Source organism: Gracilibacillus orientalis, from assembly GCF_900114645.1.
In the GTDB taxonomy this organism is placed as follows: Bacteria; Bacillota; Bacilli; order Bacillales; family Amphibacillaceae; genus Gracilibacillus; species Gracilibacillus orientalis.
The window spans coordinates 13,670-27,402 of record NZ_FOTR01000015.1 but is presented as its reverse complement, the minus strand read 5'-3'; the positions used below and the strand labels follow the sequence as shown (position 1 = coordinate 27,402).

Annotated in this window: 19 protein-coding genes; 3 read left to right on the top strand and 16 right to left on the bottom strand. The window is 37.1% G+C overall.

Going from position 1 to position 13,733, the window contains the following annotated elements; translation table 11 throughout:
- Positions 1-384 precede the first annotated feature (384 nt).
- Complete coding sequence (locus BM121_RS19210) at positions 385-825, top strand: ferritin-like domain-containing protein (RefSeq protein WP_091485680.1); 441 nt, start codon at positions 385-387, stop codon at positions 823-825.
- Between the two features lie 45 nt (positions 826-870).
- Here BM121_RS19210 and BM121_RS22215 read toward each other — a convergent pair whose 3' ends face one another.
- The gene (locus BM121_RS22215; protein ID WP_175495507.1) at positions 871-1,032 is read right to left on the bottom strand and encodes a hypothetical protein; all 162 of its coding nucleotides are present in this window, start codon (positions 1,030-1,032) and stop codon (positions 871-873) included.
- Between the two features lie 173 nt (positions 1,033-1,205).
- On the opposite strand from BM121_RS22215, the gene BM121_RS19205 reads away from it, so the two are divergent.
- A complete protein-coding gene (locus BM121_RS19205; RefSeq protein ID WP_091485796.1) occupies positions 1,206-1,706 on the top strand; it encodes a phenolic acid decarboxylase in 501 nt (166 codons plus the stop codon).
- A 336-nt stretch (positions 1,707-2,042) separates the two neighbouring features.
- Here BM121_RS19205 and BM121_RS19200 read toward each other — a convergent pair whose 3' ends face one another.
- The 9 genes from BM121_RS19200 to BM121_RS19160 all read right to left on the bottom strand — a co-directional run bounded on the left by BM121_RS19200 (position 2,043) and on the right by BM121_RS19160 (position 7,169).
- The gene (locus BM121_RS19200; protein ID WP_091485677.1) at positions 2,043-2,819 is read right to left on the bottom strand and encodes a DUF899 family protein; all 777 of its coding nucleotides are present in this window, start codon (positions 2,817-2,819) and stop codon (positions 2,043-2,045) included.
- A 188-nt stretch (positions 2,820-3,007) separates the two neighbouring features.
- On the bottom strand, positions 3,008-4,066 hold the full coding sequence (locus tag BM121_RS19195) for a LysM peptidoglycan-binding domain-containing protein (protein WP_091485675.1): 1,059 nt from the start codon (positions 4,064-4,066) through the stop codon (positions 3,008-3,010).
- Positions 4,067-4,121: 55 nt separating this feature from the next.
- Entirely contained in the window at positions 4,122-4,352 is a 231-nt protein-coding gene (locus BM121_RS19190) for a phage holin (RefSeq protein WP_091485672.1), read from the bottom strand.
- Between the two features lie 32 nt (positions 4,353-4,384).
- Positions 4,385-4,681, bottom strand: coding sequence for a hypothetical protein (locus tag BM121_RS19185; RefSeq protein ID WP_091485669.1), 297 nt, complete (start codon positions 4,679-4,681; stop codon positions 4,385-4,387).
- Between the two features lie 124 nt (positions 4,682-4,805).
- Positions 4,806-5,096 (bottom strand): hypothetical protein, encoded by a 291-nt coding sequence (locus tag BM121_RS19180; RefSeq protein WP_091485666.1) that lies wholly within the window; start codon positions 5,094-5,096, stop codon positions 4,806-4,808.
- 68 nt (positions 5,097-5,164) lie between these two features.
- Positions 5,165-5,401 (bottom strand): hypothetical protein, encoded by a 237-nt coding sequence (locus BM121_RS19175; RefSeq protein ID WP_139220291.1) that lies wholly within the window; start codon positions 5,399-5,401, stop codon positions 5,165-5,167.
- The gene (locus BM121_RS19170; protein ID WP_091485661.1) at positions 5,398-5,823 is read right to left on the bottom strand and encodes a hypothetical protein; all 426 of its coding nucleotides are present in this window, start codon (positions 5,821-5,823) and stop codon (positions 5,398-5,400) included. The genes BM121_RS19175 and BM121_RS19170 overlap by 4 nt, the downstream gene beginning before the upstream one ends.
- Positions 5,820-6,014, bottom strand: coding sequence for a hypothetical protein (locus tag BM121_RS19165; RefSeq protein WP_091485658.1), 195 nt, complete (start codon positions 6,012-6,014; stop codon positions 5,820-5,822). The genes BM121_RS19170 and BM121_RS19165 overlap by 4 nt, the downstream gene beginning before the upstream one ends.
- Before the next feature lie 6 nt (positions 6,015-6,020).
- The gene (locus BM121_RS19160; RefSeq protein ID WP_091485656.1) at positions 6,021-7,169 is read right to left on the bottom strand and encodes a tail fiber domain-containing protein; all 1,149 of its coding nucleotides are present in this window, start codon (positions 7,167-7,169) and stop codon (positions 6,021-6,023) included.
- A 42-nt stretch (positions 7,170-7,211) separates the two neighbouring features.
- Between BM121_RS19160 and BM121_RS19155 the strand changes: the two genes are divergently transcribed.
- On the top strand, positions 7,212-7,919 hold the full coding sequence (locus BM121_RS19155; RefSeq protein ID WP_139220290.1) for a phage head completion protein: 708 nt from the start codon (positions 7,212-7,214) through the stop codon (positions 7,917-7,919).
- Positions 7,920-8,040: 121 nt separating this feature from the next.
- Here BM121_RS19155 and glnA read toward each other — a convergent pair whose 3' ends face one another.
- The 6 genes from glnA to miaA all read right to left on the bottom strand — a co-directional run bounded on the left by glnA (position 8,041) and on the right by miaA (position 13,670).
- The gene (gene glnA, locus BM121_RS19150) at positions 8,041-9,372 is read right to left on the bottom strand and encodes a type I glutamate--ammonia ligase (protein ID WP_091485653.1); all 1,332 of its coding nucleotides are present in this window, start codon (positions 9,370-9,372) and stop codon (positions 8,041-8,043) included.
- A 24-nt stretch (positions 9,373-9,396) separates the two neighbouring features.
- Positions 9,397-9,792: a MerR family transcriptional regulator gene (locus tag BM121_RS19145; RefSeq protein WP_091485650.1), complete on the bottom strand. Its 396-nt coding sequence runs from the start codon at positions 9,790-9,792 to the stop codon at positions 9,397-9,399.
- Between the two features lie 119 nt (positions 9,793-9,911).
- Positions 9,912-11,132 carry a methionine gamma-lyase family protein gene (locus BM121_RS19140; RefSeq protein ID WP_091485647.1) on the bottom strand — a complete coding sequence of 407 codons (1,221 nt, stop codon included), beginning with the start codon at positions 11,130-11,132 and terminating at the stop codon, positions 9,912-9,914.
- The gene (gene hflX, locus BM121_RS19135; protein WP_091485645.1) at positions 11,129-12,355 is read right to left on the bottom strand and encodes a GTPase HflX; all 1,227 of its coding nucleotides are present in this window, start codon (positions 12,353-12,355) and stop codon (positions 11,129-11,131) included. Before hflX ends, BM121_RS19140 begins: the two co-directional genes overlap by 4 nt.
- Positions 12,356-12,471: 116 nt before the next feature.
- Positions 12,472-12,696 (bottom strand): RNA chaperone Hfq, encoded by a 225-nt coding sequence (gene hfq, locus BM121_RS19130; protein WP_091485643.1) that lies wholly within the window; start codon positions 12,694-12,696, stop codon positions 12,472-12,474.
- Between the two features lie 38 nt (positions 12,697-12,734).
- On the bottom strand, positions 12,735-13,670 hold the full coding sequence (gene miaA / locus BM121_RS19125) for a tRNA (adenosine(37)-N6)-dimethylallyltransferase MiaA (protein ID WP_091485641.1): 936 nt from the start codon (positions 13,668-13,670) through the stop codon (positions 12,735-12,737).
- Positions 13,671-13,733 lie beyond the last annotated feature (63 nt).

Sequence of the window (13,733 nt, the reverse complement as noted above, 5' to 3'; positions counted from 1 at the left end):
CAATCATATCCAAAGGGGTAAGGCTTCGCAACTTTTTTATAAACGTCGCGACTTTATTTTAAACATCGTATCTTTTTTCCAAACATCACGACTTTATTTTAAAACTACAGTTAGCCTATTTTTCATTTTGCTCAATTTTAATTTCAGTGACGAATTTTTGTTTTCCATATGATTAAAGCCCTGGTTTTCAACGCTAGATTTCTTTTAATACAAAGAAAAACGGAGATACTTTAATCCGGCTATACGGAAGAAAGTGTTGGTTATATTGGAGGAGTTGTTTGAATCAGTTGAGATAAACTTGAAAGTATAGTTAGATGTACTAGCACATTCACCTACGAGGTGTTCATATAAATACATAGATACTACCTTATAAGGAGAGATACTATGTATTCACATTACCAATATATAAATGATCCATATCATTACCGCACTTCAAGTCATGACGCTTTTATTAACTATCTTCAAAAAGCAATTAATGGAGAATTTAGTGCTATATCATGTTATGAACAACTTGCTAAAATGGCACCTAAAAGTCAGTTGAATAGAATTTTTGAAATAATAAATGATGAAAAAATGCATTTACAAAAATTTTCAAGTATTTATATCAATATGACTGGCAAAAAGCCTACTTATTCGATTACCGAAGAATGCCCTAATAATTATCGTGATGGGGTACGCTTTGCTTTTAACGATGAACAAGAAACCGTTGATTTTTATTTAGATTTAGCAGACAGATCAAACGATCCATATGTCAAAGAAGCATTTAGACGTGCTGCAGCTGACGAGCAAAATCATGCTGTTTGGTTTTTGTCCTTCATGCAATAAGGAACCCCCTCTCATCTCTAAAAAGTTGAGGGGGTTTTCTTTTTATTACAGTAGTTCACGACATTCAGCAATGCACTCTTCTAAATCTTTAGAAGCATGTTGCATTTTTTGTTTAGCTTGTTCGTGTGCTTTACTCATAGCATTATTTAAATGAGATAGTGCACTTTCACATTCAGTAATACATTCTTGTAGTTGACTTTGGTCCACAGAAATTCGCCTCCTTTACATAAATTCATTCATATTATTTGATACTTTTATTGGATTATTTATAATAACTTAATTTATTATAGGTTCTTTGCAGGAATTTTGTTGGCTGGTGTAGAAAGTTGTATTAAGAGCTAAAGTGTAAAACCAGATGAATTCAAAGGAGTGGTTATGTGTTGAAGGAACTAGAAGAATTTTTAGGAAGCCATTTAATTTATACATATGAAAACGGTTGGGAATACGAGATCTACATCAAAAATAAAAACACCATTGATTACCGTATCCACAGTGGAATGGTAGGGGGACGCTGGGTTCGTGACCAACAAGTAGATCTAGTTAAAATTGTAGATGGTGTATTTAAAGTGTCATGGACTGAACCAACAGGTACAGATGTATCACTCAATTTTATGCCTAATGAAAATCGTATGCATGGAATAATTTTCTTCCCTAAATGGGTTCATGAACATCCAGAAATTACTGTTTGTTATCAAAATGACTTCATAGATCTAATGGAAGAATCACGCTTAAAATATGAAACTTACCCTAAGCATGTGGTTCCTGAGTTTGCAGATATCACTTTCTTCCAAAATGAAGGATTAAATAACGAACAGGTTGTCTCACAAGCTCCTTATGATGGTATGACCGAAGATATACACTCTGGAAAGTTAACTTTTTAAACGATAGTTACTACTAAATGAATGTACTTGAGTAAAAGTATAATTATCCTTAGCTTTTTATATTAAGCCCAGGCTTTCCACACCTGGGCTATTGTTGTAAGTTTGGTATAATGATTGATCAAAAATATCTCACAAAATCGTTTTTTATCAAAAGGAAAATCCATTTTGAAAAAAAGAGTGATCATTTTCTAATTATGATCTGCAACAATTGCACATATGATTGATATAGAGAAAAATAAAGTAGGTTGCTTTTGCAATTCAATTGTGTTGTATAGCCTGAAACAACCATCTGGAGGGCTTTCATCACGCTATATTTTATTTTTTTGTTATCCTAGGTCACGGCTTATCTTGGCAGCAGCGTCGGTCGGTGGTGGTGGCTCTGGTGCCGAGGTCGTCGGAGTGCCCAGCCTCAAGCCGAGACCATTGAGCGGTCGGGCGGCCGTCCAGCTGAAACTGACCGCCTTTAGAGCCCCAATGCTGTGGCCAGCCCATGGGCGAGTCCTCCCAGTACTCTTGCCGACCGTAGACAGTCAGGTCCAGCAGTCCGTACGACGGAGCCATCAGTTCGTTGCCTCGCCCGGTGGTCCAGTAGGTCTCGTAGACCTTGTCACCGTCCCGGAGATAACTGACCAGGATGCCGAAGTGCCGGTCTGCGATCAACCGGTCCACGGCGTCTTGCGGCACCGAGTACCAGGGAACCGTCCAGCCCATGAAGTCTCGATACCGTGAACTCTCCTCGTACGGTCCCTGACAGAAAGTCGCATAGCTCACGTCTCGCGAGTGCAGATAGGACAGTTCGTTGATATGAGTCGTGGAGAAAGTGCAGCCCTCGCACTGCTCCTCGGCGGGTCTACCGGTGTGCCACATGTGGTAGTACGCGATCAGCTGGTGGCGGTCCTCGAATGTATCCAACAGCGTGACAGGGCCATCCGGGCCGATCAGCGGGATGGTCGAGTCCACCTCGACCATCGGCAGCCGCCGTCGGGCCGCTGCGATCGCGTCACCTTCTCGGGTGTGTGCCTTCTCCCGGACCCGCAACTCATCAAGTTTGGCCTGCCAGGTGTCCCGGTCGACCACCGTTGGTAGCGCAGAGGTTTTGTAATTATGATTCATGCAAACATCTCCTTTCGCTATTGTTTTCCTACACACTTGATAGTTTATCAAACATAAATACAAATGACTTCTTCTCGATTGCTAAAAATTTTTTATTCAACATAATAGTTCGTTAGTGGTATAACATTATATTATTTTCACCATTAAATCTACAATTGTAACTACATAGATTTTGTATTCAGGATTTATTAAAATGTACCTTTATTCAAACGACGTTGTAACTCTTTGACTACTAGTGATGGTTTGCTTAGTTTCTTGTCATAAACAGTACCTAAATACTCTTGAATTGTATTAGGACCTAGCAGACCATCCACCTTCGCACCAATCTTGCTCTGTAACGCTTTAATGACTAGACTACCTTTACCATTTCCAAAATCAATAGTCGTACCATAAAAAGTATTTGTCACGTTGTTACGTACTTGATCGCTTATAATTCCATCTTGTACTGTATCAAGGTATTGTTGCAATCCTTTGGTTGTGCCATTTCCCCACTTGCCATCTACTTTTAAATTAGCCTTTGGTTTACTTTTACTTGAGTTGTTATTAGATCCACTTGATTTCTTAGCTTTACCTAAATTAATAACCTGACCAACTTTTAGCTTGGTAGGATCCACACCTGGGTTAGCCTTTTTAAGATCCTCTACAGAAATGCCATCACTGTTATTAGCAATGCCCCATAGTGTATCGCCTTCTTGGATTTTATAAGTGTCTGGTGCACTTGATGGTTTGGTATCATCCAAGAATTTAAAAGCCTTTTTATAGTTATACACACAACAAGCTTTCCACGAATAATCTGGCATTTGGTGGTGTGATTTATCATATTTCCCAATGCTGTCTTTTACCAGGGCTTCCTGCAACTCGTCAATTGTTGCCTTTGTTGCATCCGATAATTCTTCTTTACGATAATCACCAGTTACACATACCCCAAGACTGAAGTTATTACTGTTACCAATATGATACGTTTTTTTACGTATATCATTGCAATAAACTATTCGAGCACGTGGTCCATTTGGTGTTTGAACAATATTCTTTGCTTCGATCACGAGATGATAACCACACCCTGGCCATCCTAAGGTAATATGGTAGTTGTTATATCCTAAAGCAGTAGAACCGCTTAAGTGTGATAACGTTAAACCGTGATGCCATACTCTGGTTGTAATAATGGTTGTTCTGTCAGCATAATGACCTTTCTTTGGCAGCGTGTTTCTATGATCAACTAACTGCGGTAATTTTTCAAAGTGTGTCACTATTTAACCACTCCTTTTAAATATAGTAGAAAAAGCCACCTCTAATGAGACGGCTTTATTTCAATCCTTTATCTTTTAATACTTGTTGTTGATATTTCCCTCTTGCAGTTACGGCATTGTCTTTAAACCATGCCCATACTGCAGCACCAACAGTAATTGCACTTGAGATTGCTTCTCCCCAAACATCTTCACTTCCTGAGATCGGATTTAAGCCTGTTGCCACTAGTACCTGGTTAATTAAAGCAATCACTAGGACTGCTGTACGTACGATTGCGCCTTTATCCATAGATATCACCTCCTTCAAATAAAAAATCAGCCCTAGTCTGGACTGATTGCGTCAATTCTTTTATGCGCTTGTTTAGTTGATTCATCTACCCTAGCTACTCGTTCAGATAATGCATTCATCTGCTTTTCGTTTGACCTTAGATCAATACGAATATCATCCACACCTTTTCGAATGTAATCTACCCCAGCTTTTAACTCCGCACTTTCTTTGGTGTCATTTTTAGTAGTAGTACTCCTTCTTGATTGATACGTCAAATATGCTATTAGCACACCTAATGCTGCTATTAATATAGATGCAATAGATATTAGAATCCCTAGTTCGACTGTCATGCTTTGCCCCCTACCTATTTTTGGGTATAAAAAAAGCACCTCTTTTGAGATGCTATAATAATCAGATATCTACTCTTAAATTTAAATGGGAATTAAACAAATAGTTAAACAAATAGAACCCTCGTTAAACTGATTCTTTAATCTTAATTTTTATTTCATGAAGCACTTCGTTTATGTTTACAGTTTCCCCGTTCTCTTTGGGAAAATGACCTATGGGTTTATTCTTTCCAATTATAAATAAATTTTCACCCTCCTCAACCAATGAAGCTGAACGTGAATCTATTCCAAACATGCTAAGAAGTTCTTGAGTGTTTGTATTTTCTAAAGTTATTTCCATTTCCTTAAGATCCACGCCCACACCAATACAATCAATAGCATTAAAACCTTTGCTCTTTAGTTCTTGTACAATATCCATTTCATCTCCCCTCCTCCTTATCATAATTCGACAAAAAGGAGGAAATTCCTGCATAAAAAATACGCCAATTAGGCGCTTTGTTCTGTTGGTGTCAATTTATCAATAACAAAATTTCTGATTAAATCACTTAATGTACCGTCAAGTCCTGCTTGAAAATAATCCATTTCTGGAACTTTAGGGATATAACCGTCTACATTTAATTCATTTGTTGGATCATTTCCCCGGAAGTTAATTCTACGGAAGCGTTGACCATCTTCCGTAACTGTGCGTGAACTGGTTTCTACAAATACGTATTCTTCCATCACTCTTCTTCACCTCCTTCAACATTTTCAATTGATTCAGCCAATAAAAAATGAGCCTCGGCAGATTTGCCGATGAGCTCTTTGTCGTAATCATTTGTTAAATTTTCGACTGTTTTTACAGCGGATTCTAGGTTCTTATCATCAATCACGTATTCCTCATCAAACAATTCTTTATGTTGCTCGTTAAAGCCTTTTTTATCGTCTACATCAAATCCCCCCTTCTCATTAGTGACTAACTCCCCTTGTTCATCTGTCTTGGCATACTCTTTTAAAAGAGCAACCTCTTCCTCAGCCAGCTTGTTATTACCTTCCTGTAGAGCCTTTACTATTCTCATACGGTGAATGTTTTTCTTTCCTTTCGCCCCCACATTGTTTTGTAAAAAATCTGCTACGTCTTTTAAATGTTTATTTTGTAATTTGATCATGCTACTTTTTCCTCCAATTGTTGTACTTTATTTTTTAATGTTGTTACCTCATTACGTAATAATTGATTTTCAACTTTAAGCCAATTGATTTCATCATCTAACTTTTTATCTATTTCTTGAACGGCTTTAATGGTTGGTGCGATTAGTTGTGTATAAGCTACTCCCATAACTTCTTCATTCTCGAACACCATGCTTTGTTAATCCAAATTAACATCATGGGCATCTAGAACGGATACTAATTCTTGGGCAATCACACCGGATTTATACTTTTCACTGCTTTTCATTTTAAAATCTACAACGTGAATATCTTTTACAAAGTTTAATCCGAGCTGGCTATCTTGTACATTATCCTTAATAGACTCATCAGAGCCCTCAATTAAATAATCTGTATATACATAACTATGTGGATTAGATGATGTCCCGATAGAATTACCTTCTACAATATTTAAATACGCTCTATTGATTCTGTTGTTTGAGCGACCAATATTGTAATAATTAGGTGTACCAGTGTTGATAGGGTAAAAGTCAACAGTAGAACCGCCTTCATACGCTAATTTCAATGTCCACCCTACGTTACTGTCGTCGTATCTATTACGAAATAGGATTTCATCAAATCCATTAACCCGATTTGTATTCACGTTTTCTATATATCCGTTGGAAAACTCTCCACCACCAGCGAATCCTAAATCATATCCAAAGTTTTCTCCGTCCATTCCGTAGATTGCTCTATTACGATTACCTGACCAAGCATTTTCTAATACCCAACCTTCGCCAGAGTAATCAGGATTTTGGTTTGTCCAAAATTGTTGGGAAATGATGTTAGTCATTACGCCATCCACATTACTTTCAACCCAACCACTATGCACACGTAACCCATTCCAACTTGTGTCATTTGGATCAAAGCCGTTATCTGACACGCCTAGTGCGACTAGCGGACGACCGCCACCATTTAAAGAGTGGTCAAATAATAAACCTCCATATACACTATTATTTGTGTAATATAATGTATTGGCTCTATCAGTAAAGTGTATCTTGGCATTACTACCTAACTTAAATTGAGAAGTGTTTAAGTTAATATCAATCGCATTGTTGTTAGATAATAATCGTCCTGCTGTTACCGTGCCCATGTTTGCAGTTATAGCTGATAATCTTGATGCATTAATCTTATCTGCATTTAAACTAGCTATCTTTGCATTGGTAACAGCTAAATCCTCAATCTGGGCTTCACCGATAACAGCTCTTACTAACTTAGCCCTTTCAATTGTTCCATTTTCAATATGAGCGTTTTGAATAACACCATTTTCTATAAGTGTTAATCCGTCAAGGTGTATGAGGTTAGATAGCATTATTCGAGAGTTGAAATATTGCTATGTAGTAGGTGATGAAGAATGAATCCGGGAGATCTAAAACAAAGACTGACATTTCAAAAACCTGCAGGTGGAACAAATGATAATGGATTTCCAATTACAGAACCGATTAAGTATAAAGCGGTTTGGGGTGCATTAAAAACGCTACGTGGTAATCAATTTTATGCCGCAGCAGCAGGAATGCGCAAAGGTGAAGTCGCTGCGCTTCAATGGTCAGATATTAATTTTAAAGACAAAACAGTAACAATAAATAATACATTGGATTTTCAAGCTATATCGGATGATGAGTTGTTTGGCGACCCTAAGACTTTTCGTTCTAAGAGAACTATCTCATTAACCAACAATACTATCAATCAATTAAAAGATCATCTCAAATGGCAAAATAAGAACAAACAGAATCTTAATGATATATATCGTCATGACCTCAATCTTGTATTTTGTCGTGAAGATGGATACATCATGCCTAAATCAAGCTTATTTAATGCATATGGGCGCATCTTAAAACAGGCAGGTATTAGGAGTCTTCCTATTCATTCGTTGCGCCACACGCATGCTGTATTACAATTAGAAGCTGGTGCAGAAATTAAATTTATTCAAGAAAGATTAGGCCATGGTAGTTATCAAATAACCGCAGATGTATATTCTCATATATCCAAAAGATTAGATGAACAGGCTATGACTAAATATGAGGAATATTTTAATCAAATTACAGGTGTTAAAAATGACTAAATATTTTTTTGTTATTTTTCGTGGGTGTTTCGTGGGTGACCTCGTGGGTGAATGATTTTCCATTGAAAGTAAAACCAAAGAAAAACCCCTCAACACGTTATGTATCAAGGGGTTGAAACTGTTAATATGTTTGGATATATTGTTCTCTTTCCCAAGGATGTACTTGCGTACGGAACATATCCCATTCGATTTCTTTTGATTCGATAAAATGTTCGAATAAATGCTCTCCAAGAGCTTCAACGACTGTTTCATCTTTTCTCAATTCATCTAATGCATCTGCTAATGTTGCAGGCAAGTCTCTAACTCCGTTAGCTTCACGCTCTTCTTTATCCATCACATAGATGTTGCGATCTACTGCTTTTGGAGCCTCTAATTTGTTTTCAATTCCGTCTAAACCAGATGCTAACAGAACTGATAGAGCTAAGTATGGGTTAGCAGCCGGGTCTACACTACGTACCTCAACACGTGTACTTAACCCACGAGAAGCTGGTACACGGATTAATGGACTACGGTTGGAACCGGACCATGCTACATAACAAGGTGCTTCATAACCAGGTACCAGACGCTTATAAGAGTTTACAGTTGGGTTTGTTACTGCTGTAAATGAAAGAGCGTGCTTAATAATACCTGCGATGAATTGATAGGCAGTCTCACTTAATTCAAGTGATCCATTTTCATCTAAGAATGTATTAGTCTTACCTTTGAATAATGACATGTTACAGTGCATACCAGAACCGTTAACACCAAATAGTGGTTTTGGCATAAATGTAGCATGTAAACCGTGCTTACGTGCGATTGTTTTAACAACTAGTTTAAATGTTTGGATATCATCTGCGTGCTTAACAGCATCAGAATATTTAAAATCAATTTCGTGTTGACCTGGAGCAACCTCATGGTGAGATGCTTCGATTTCAAATCCCATTTCTTCTAATTCAAGTACGATATCACGACGGCAGTTTTCACCTAAATCTGTTGGTGCAAGGTCAAAATAACCACCTTTATCATTTAATTCTAGAGAAGGTTCACCTTTCTCATCTAATTTGAATAAGAAGAATTCTGGTTCGGTACCAATATTAAAAGCAGTGAAGCCAAGATCTTCTGCTCTTTTAAGGTTGCGCTTTAAGTTGTAACGCGGGCAACCTTCAAATGGAGTACCATCAGTATTATAAATGTCACAGATAAAACGCGCTACTTTACCTTTTTCAGAAGTCCATGGGAATACAACAAAAGTATCTAAGTCTGGATAAAGTTTCATGTCAGATTCTTCAATACGTACAAAACCTTCGATTGAGGAACCATCAAATACCATTTGGTTGTCTAACGCTTTATCCAATTGGCCTAATGGAATCTCAACGTTTTTGATTGTTCCAAGTAAATCAGTGAATTGCAAGCGGATAAATTTTACATTCTCCTCTTTGATTCTTTGCTTGATTTCTTCTTTAGTTAATCCCATTGATTAAACTCTCTCCTTTATATTTTAATGGAAGAATCGTGATAACTCTCCCTGTCTTAACGAAGTTTTACCTAATCTGCCAGCATCAAATAATTCTTTATGTAATATTTTGCGCAACTCCTTATCAGATATATCAGCTGATTTTTTATCTGAAGCGGAATCCTCTGTCTTCGGCAGTGTTTTCATTTCAAGAACTTGTTTTATGCCTGCTAAATTAAGACCTTTTTCAATTAATTCTTTAATCTCTAATAGACGATCCACATCATTAAAAGAAAATAATCTTTGATTTCCTTCAGTCCGAGATGGATGGATCAATTGATGCTGTTCATAATATCGGATTTGTCGTGCGGTTAATCCTGTAAGTGATTTAACAATTCCGATAGAAAACAAGGGCATAGAACGTCTATCTAAATCACTCATCTCATTCACCCCTTCCTTCTGTTTTCTATAACTCTATTATACACTTTGTATATTTAGTGTCAAGATATGTTAGGTAAGTTAACATGTAAAATTAGCTGTAGGTGTCTGTCACTAAATAATCATGATCTTAACTCGTTTGCAGCATTTATAACCGCTAATTTAACATGACTGTAAGTTAATCCTCCTTGAACAAAAGCAGTATAAGGCTCTCTTATCGGACCATCTGCTGTTAGTTCTAAACTTGCTCCTTGTATAAAAGTACCTGCTGCCATGATCACATCATCTTCATAACCCGGCATAGGTGCAGGGTATGGCAGAACATGTGAATTAATAGGTGACTGTCTTTGAATAGCTTGACAAAAAGCAATCATTTCTTTAGAAGTATGAAAGGTTACCGATTGGATTAAATCCGTTCGATGGTCATCAAAAGCGGGTGTTGTATTGTATCCTATTTTTTTTAAATAAGCTGACGTGAATACAGCTCCCTTTAACGCTTCACTTACCACATGCGGGGCAAGGAATAAGCCTTGATACATTTCTTGTAACATCCCGATGCTTGCTCCTACTTCTTTCCCGATACCTGGAGCAGTTAAACGATTAGCTGCCATCTCCACATATTGTTTATTTCCTGCAATATAACCACCCATTCTGACAATGCCACCACCAGGGTTTTTAATCAAAGATCCTGCGATCAGATCAGCACCTAAATCTGTTGGTTCTAGCGTTTCTACAAATTCCCCATAGCAATTGTCAACAAAAATAATGACATCTTTCTTCAATTGACGAATTTGCTTGATGATTTTTTCCATTTCAACTATCGTAATCGATGGCCTGTCATCATAACCTTTTGAACGCTGAATAGCAACAACTTTAGTATGATCGTTAACCTTTTGCTTCACCTGATCACTATCAATATAACCATCTATTAGATCAGTATAATGATATTTCACCCCGAAATCAGAAAGTGATCCTGGGACATGTTTTTCGTGACCGATCACTTTGTTTAACGTATCATATGGTTGTCCAGTAATATACAATAGTTCATCCCCTGGACGAAGCACACCGAACAAAGCTGTACTTATTGCATGGGTTCCAGACGTTATTTGAGGACGGACAAGTGCGTCTTCTGCCCCAAAAACGGTAGCATAAACAGCTTCTAACTTATCTCTTCCATAATCATCGTATCCATAACCTGTCGTCGGATTAAAATCACTGTCACTGACTTGATGATTTCGAAAAGCTTGTAATACTTTATCTTGATTATACATTTCATTTGTTTGAAATTCTTGAAAAATTGGTTCTATTTGTTTCTGGACTTCCCTTATCAATGATTGATTCATTCGTGATGAAACTCCTTTATTTCTTTCATAATAGCATGATTTGGGTCGACAAATCCCTCTACTTGATAGCCTGATTTGTCCTCTTCATATGTCTGTTTTTCTAGAATGGTATATTGCCGAATTTTTGCTAGTTTACTTGCCTTCTCTTCAGGAACAACCCCCGAGAAATAAGTCCATTGCTCTTTAATCATTTTTTCCACTGCATGCTTTACGGTGAATATATCTTCACCTTCTAAAGCACTAATCATTAAATATGGATGTGCTGAAGGAATAAACTCGTCAGCTTCAATTAAATCCTTTTTATTATAAATAGTTAAAATCGGGATGTTATCTGCTTCTAATTCTGACAGTGACTGATCTACTGTTTTTTCGTGATCATCCCTGTTTGGTGCAGCAACATCGATCACATGTAAAATAAGATCTGCTTCACGAACTTCTTCTAACGTGGAACGAAAAGCAGCTATTAAAGCAGTCGGTAAATCCTGAATAAAACCTACCGTATCTGTTAATAACACCTCAAGATTGGACGGTAATTTCATTCTTCGCGATAAAGGATCTAGTGTTGCAAATAATTTATCTTCGTAAAGAGAATCACTTTTAGTTAGACTGTTGAACAATGTTGATTTTCCCGCATTTGTATAGCCAACAACAGCGATTTGAAAAAGTTGATGTTTACGTCTATTATTACGATATTGCTCCCGCTGATTAACCACTTGCTTTAAACGTCTTTTAATATCATCCATCCGATTTCGAATGTGACGACGGTCCGTTTCAAGCTTCGTTTCACCAGGACCTCTAGCACCAATACCACCCGCTAACCTTGATAGCTCTATACCTTGCCCATGTAGTCTTGGGAGCATATAGGTATATTGCGCAAGCTCAACTTGTAACTTACCTTCTTTAGTACGTGCTCTTGCCGCAAATATATCCAATATCAACTGGCTTCGGTCAATTATACGAACATCAAGTTGTTCCCGTAAATTCCTAGACTGTCCACCTGTTAGTTCCTCATTGGTTATAACAATTTCAATTTCGTTTTCTTCTGCAATTTGCTTAACTTCCTCTAATTTACCTTCACCAACATAATATTTACGATGAGGTGAAGGCCGTTTTTGAACGATTGTTTCTACTACTTCTCCTTCAGCAGTTTTCACAAGCGCTTCTAACTCACTTAATGAGTAATAAAATTGGTCCTCATCTTTTTGTTCATGCATAATAGCCATTAATAATACTTTCTCGATGTCGATCACCTACTATTTTATTTATTAGTGTAACAACTACTTTCGATTTAATGCATAGAAAAAGGCGCTACTTAAAGAATAGCGCCATAGATGCTTCTTTATTCCTTATCAAGAGTGACATTCTTAGATGGAGCAAAAGTGGATATCGCATGTTTGAAAATTAATTGTTGCTTTCCTTCTGTTTCAAGTAACACAGTAAAATTATCAAATGCTTTAATAACTCCACGTAATTGGAATCCATTAGTTAAGAATAGAGTTGATGGGATACGTTCTTTTCGAAGTTGATTTAAATATTGATCCTGAATATTAACTGATTGAGACATGGTAGTACCTCCTCTAATTTCTCTATGTTTTTTATATTCTATGTTTCTTTATAGAATCCTTCTAAATCTGTTAAAATATTTTGAAAAACCTGTTTCTTTGTTTCTACTGTTATTGGGTACCAGTCCACAGGCATCTTATTTTTAAACCATGTATATTGCCTTTTAGCAAATCGGCGCGAATTTCTTTTCAACGTTTCTATTGCTTCTTCCATGGTTTGTTCCCCTTTTATAAAGGGAAGTATTTCTTTATAACCAATACCTCGCATCGCTTGATTATTTTCCAGACCAGCTTGATAAAATCGGTTTACTTCATCGATTAAACCTGCTTCAATCATTTGATCGACACGGTTATTTATTCGCTCATATAAGAGAGGACGATCCATCTGCAGACCGACAATGCGAAAATCATAACGTGATTCTTCCTGTTGCTTTTCCTTGTACTCTGTCATTGTCATACCTGTTCGATCATAGACTTCAAGCGCACGAATAAGTCGCCGACGATTATTAGGATGAATTTTTTCCGCTTGTATAGGGTCTACCCTATTCAGACGTCGGTAAACATAATCAATTCCTTCACGTTCTATTTCAGACTCAATTTGTTCATGATATTCATTAGACCGTTCACTGACTGCGAATTCATAGTCATATAATACCGATTGTATATATAAACCAGTCCCGCCAGCTATGATTGGTAATTTATCTTTTTGTTGGATCGTATCAATATTATCTTGCACTTGTTGTTGAAAGTCAGCAACTGAAAAAGATTCGGTTGGATCTAAAATATCAACCATATAGTGAGGGATTCCGTCTTGTTCTGCTTCTGTTACTTTTGCAGTACCAATGTCTAATCCTCTATATATTTGCATGGAATCTCCACTTATTACTTCACCATTAAATTTTTTGGCTACCTCAATAGATAACGCTGTTTTTCCTACAGCAGTTGGACCTACAATAACGACTAGTTTCTCTTTCAAATTATCACTTCCAATGATGACAATGCTTTCTTACAGTATACCTTACATTTTCTGTTTCTTCAT

What these genes read in the sequence shown, in the direction of transcription:
- BM121_RS19170 (WP_091485661.1), bottom strand. Translation starts at nt 5,823, where the DNA reads ATGATCAAATTACAAAATAAACATTTAAAAGACGTAGCAGATTTTTTA.
- BM121_RS19180 (WP_091485666.1), bottom strand. Translation starts at nt 5,096, where the DNA reads ATGGATATTGTACAAGAACTAAAGAGCAAAGGTTTTAATGCTATTGAT.
- BM121_RS19190 (WP_091485672.1), bottom strand. Translation starts at nt 4,352, where the DNA reads ATGGATAAAGGCGCAATCGTACGTACAGCAGTCCTAGTGATTGCTTTA.
- BM121_RS19145 (WP_091485650.1), bottom strand. Translation starts at nt 9,792, where the DNA reads ATGAGTGATTTAGATAGACGTTCTATGCCCTTGTTTTCTATCGGAATT.
- BM121_RS19155 (WP_139220290.1), top strand. Translation starts at nt 7,212, where the DNA reads ATGAATCCGGGAGATCTAAAACAAAGACTGACATTTCAAAAACCTGCA.
- BM121_RS19185 (WP_091485669.1), bottom strand. Translation starts at nt 4,681, where the DNA reads ATGACAGTCGAACTAGGGATTCTAATATCTATTGCATCTATATTAATA.
- hfq (WP_091485643.1), bottom strand. Translation starts at nt 12,696, where the DNA reads ATGTCTCAATCAGTTAATATTCAGGATCAATATTTAAATCAACTTCGA.
- BM121_RS19210 (WP_091485680.1), top strand. Translation starts at nt 385, where the DNA reads ATGTATTCACATTACCAATATATAAATGATCCATATCATTACCGCACT.
- BM121_RS19165 (WP_091485658.1), bottom strand. Translation starts at nt 6,014, where the DNA reads ATGGTGTTCGAGAATGAAGAAGTTATGGGAGTAGCTTATACACAACTA.
- glnA (WP_091485653.1), bottom strand. Translation starts at nt 9,372, where the DNA reads ATGGGATTAACTAAAGAAGAAATCAAGCAAAGAATCAAAGAGGAGAAT.
- BM121_RS19160 (WP_091485656.1), bottom strand. Translation starts at nt 7,169, where the DNA reads ATGCTATCTAACCTCATACACCTTGACGGATTAACACTTATAGAAAAT.
- hflX (WP_091485645.1), bottom strand. Translation starts at nt 12,355, where the DNA reads ATGGCTATTATGCATGAACAAAAAGATGAGGACCAATTTTATTACTCA.
- BM121_RS19140 (WP_091485647.1), bottom strand. Translation starts at nt 11,132, where the DNA reads ATGAATCAATCATTGATAAGGGAAGTCCAGAAACAAATAGAACCAATT.
- BM121_RS19200 (WP_091485677.1), bottom strand. Translation starts at nt 2,819, where the DNA reads ATGAATCATAATTACAAAACCTCTGCGCTACCAACGGTGGTCGACCGG.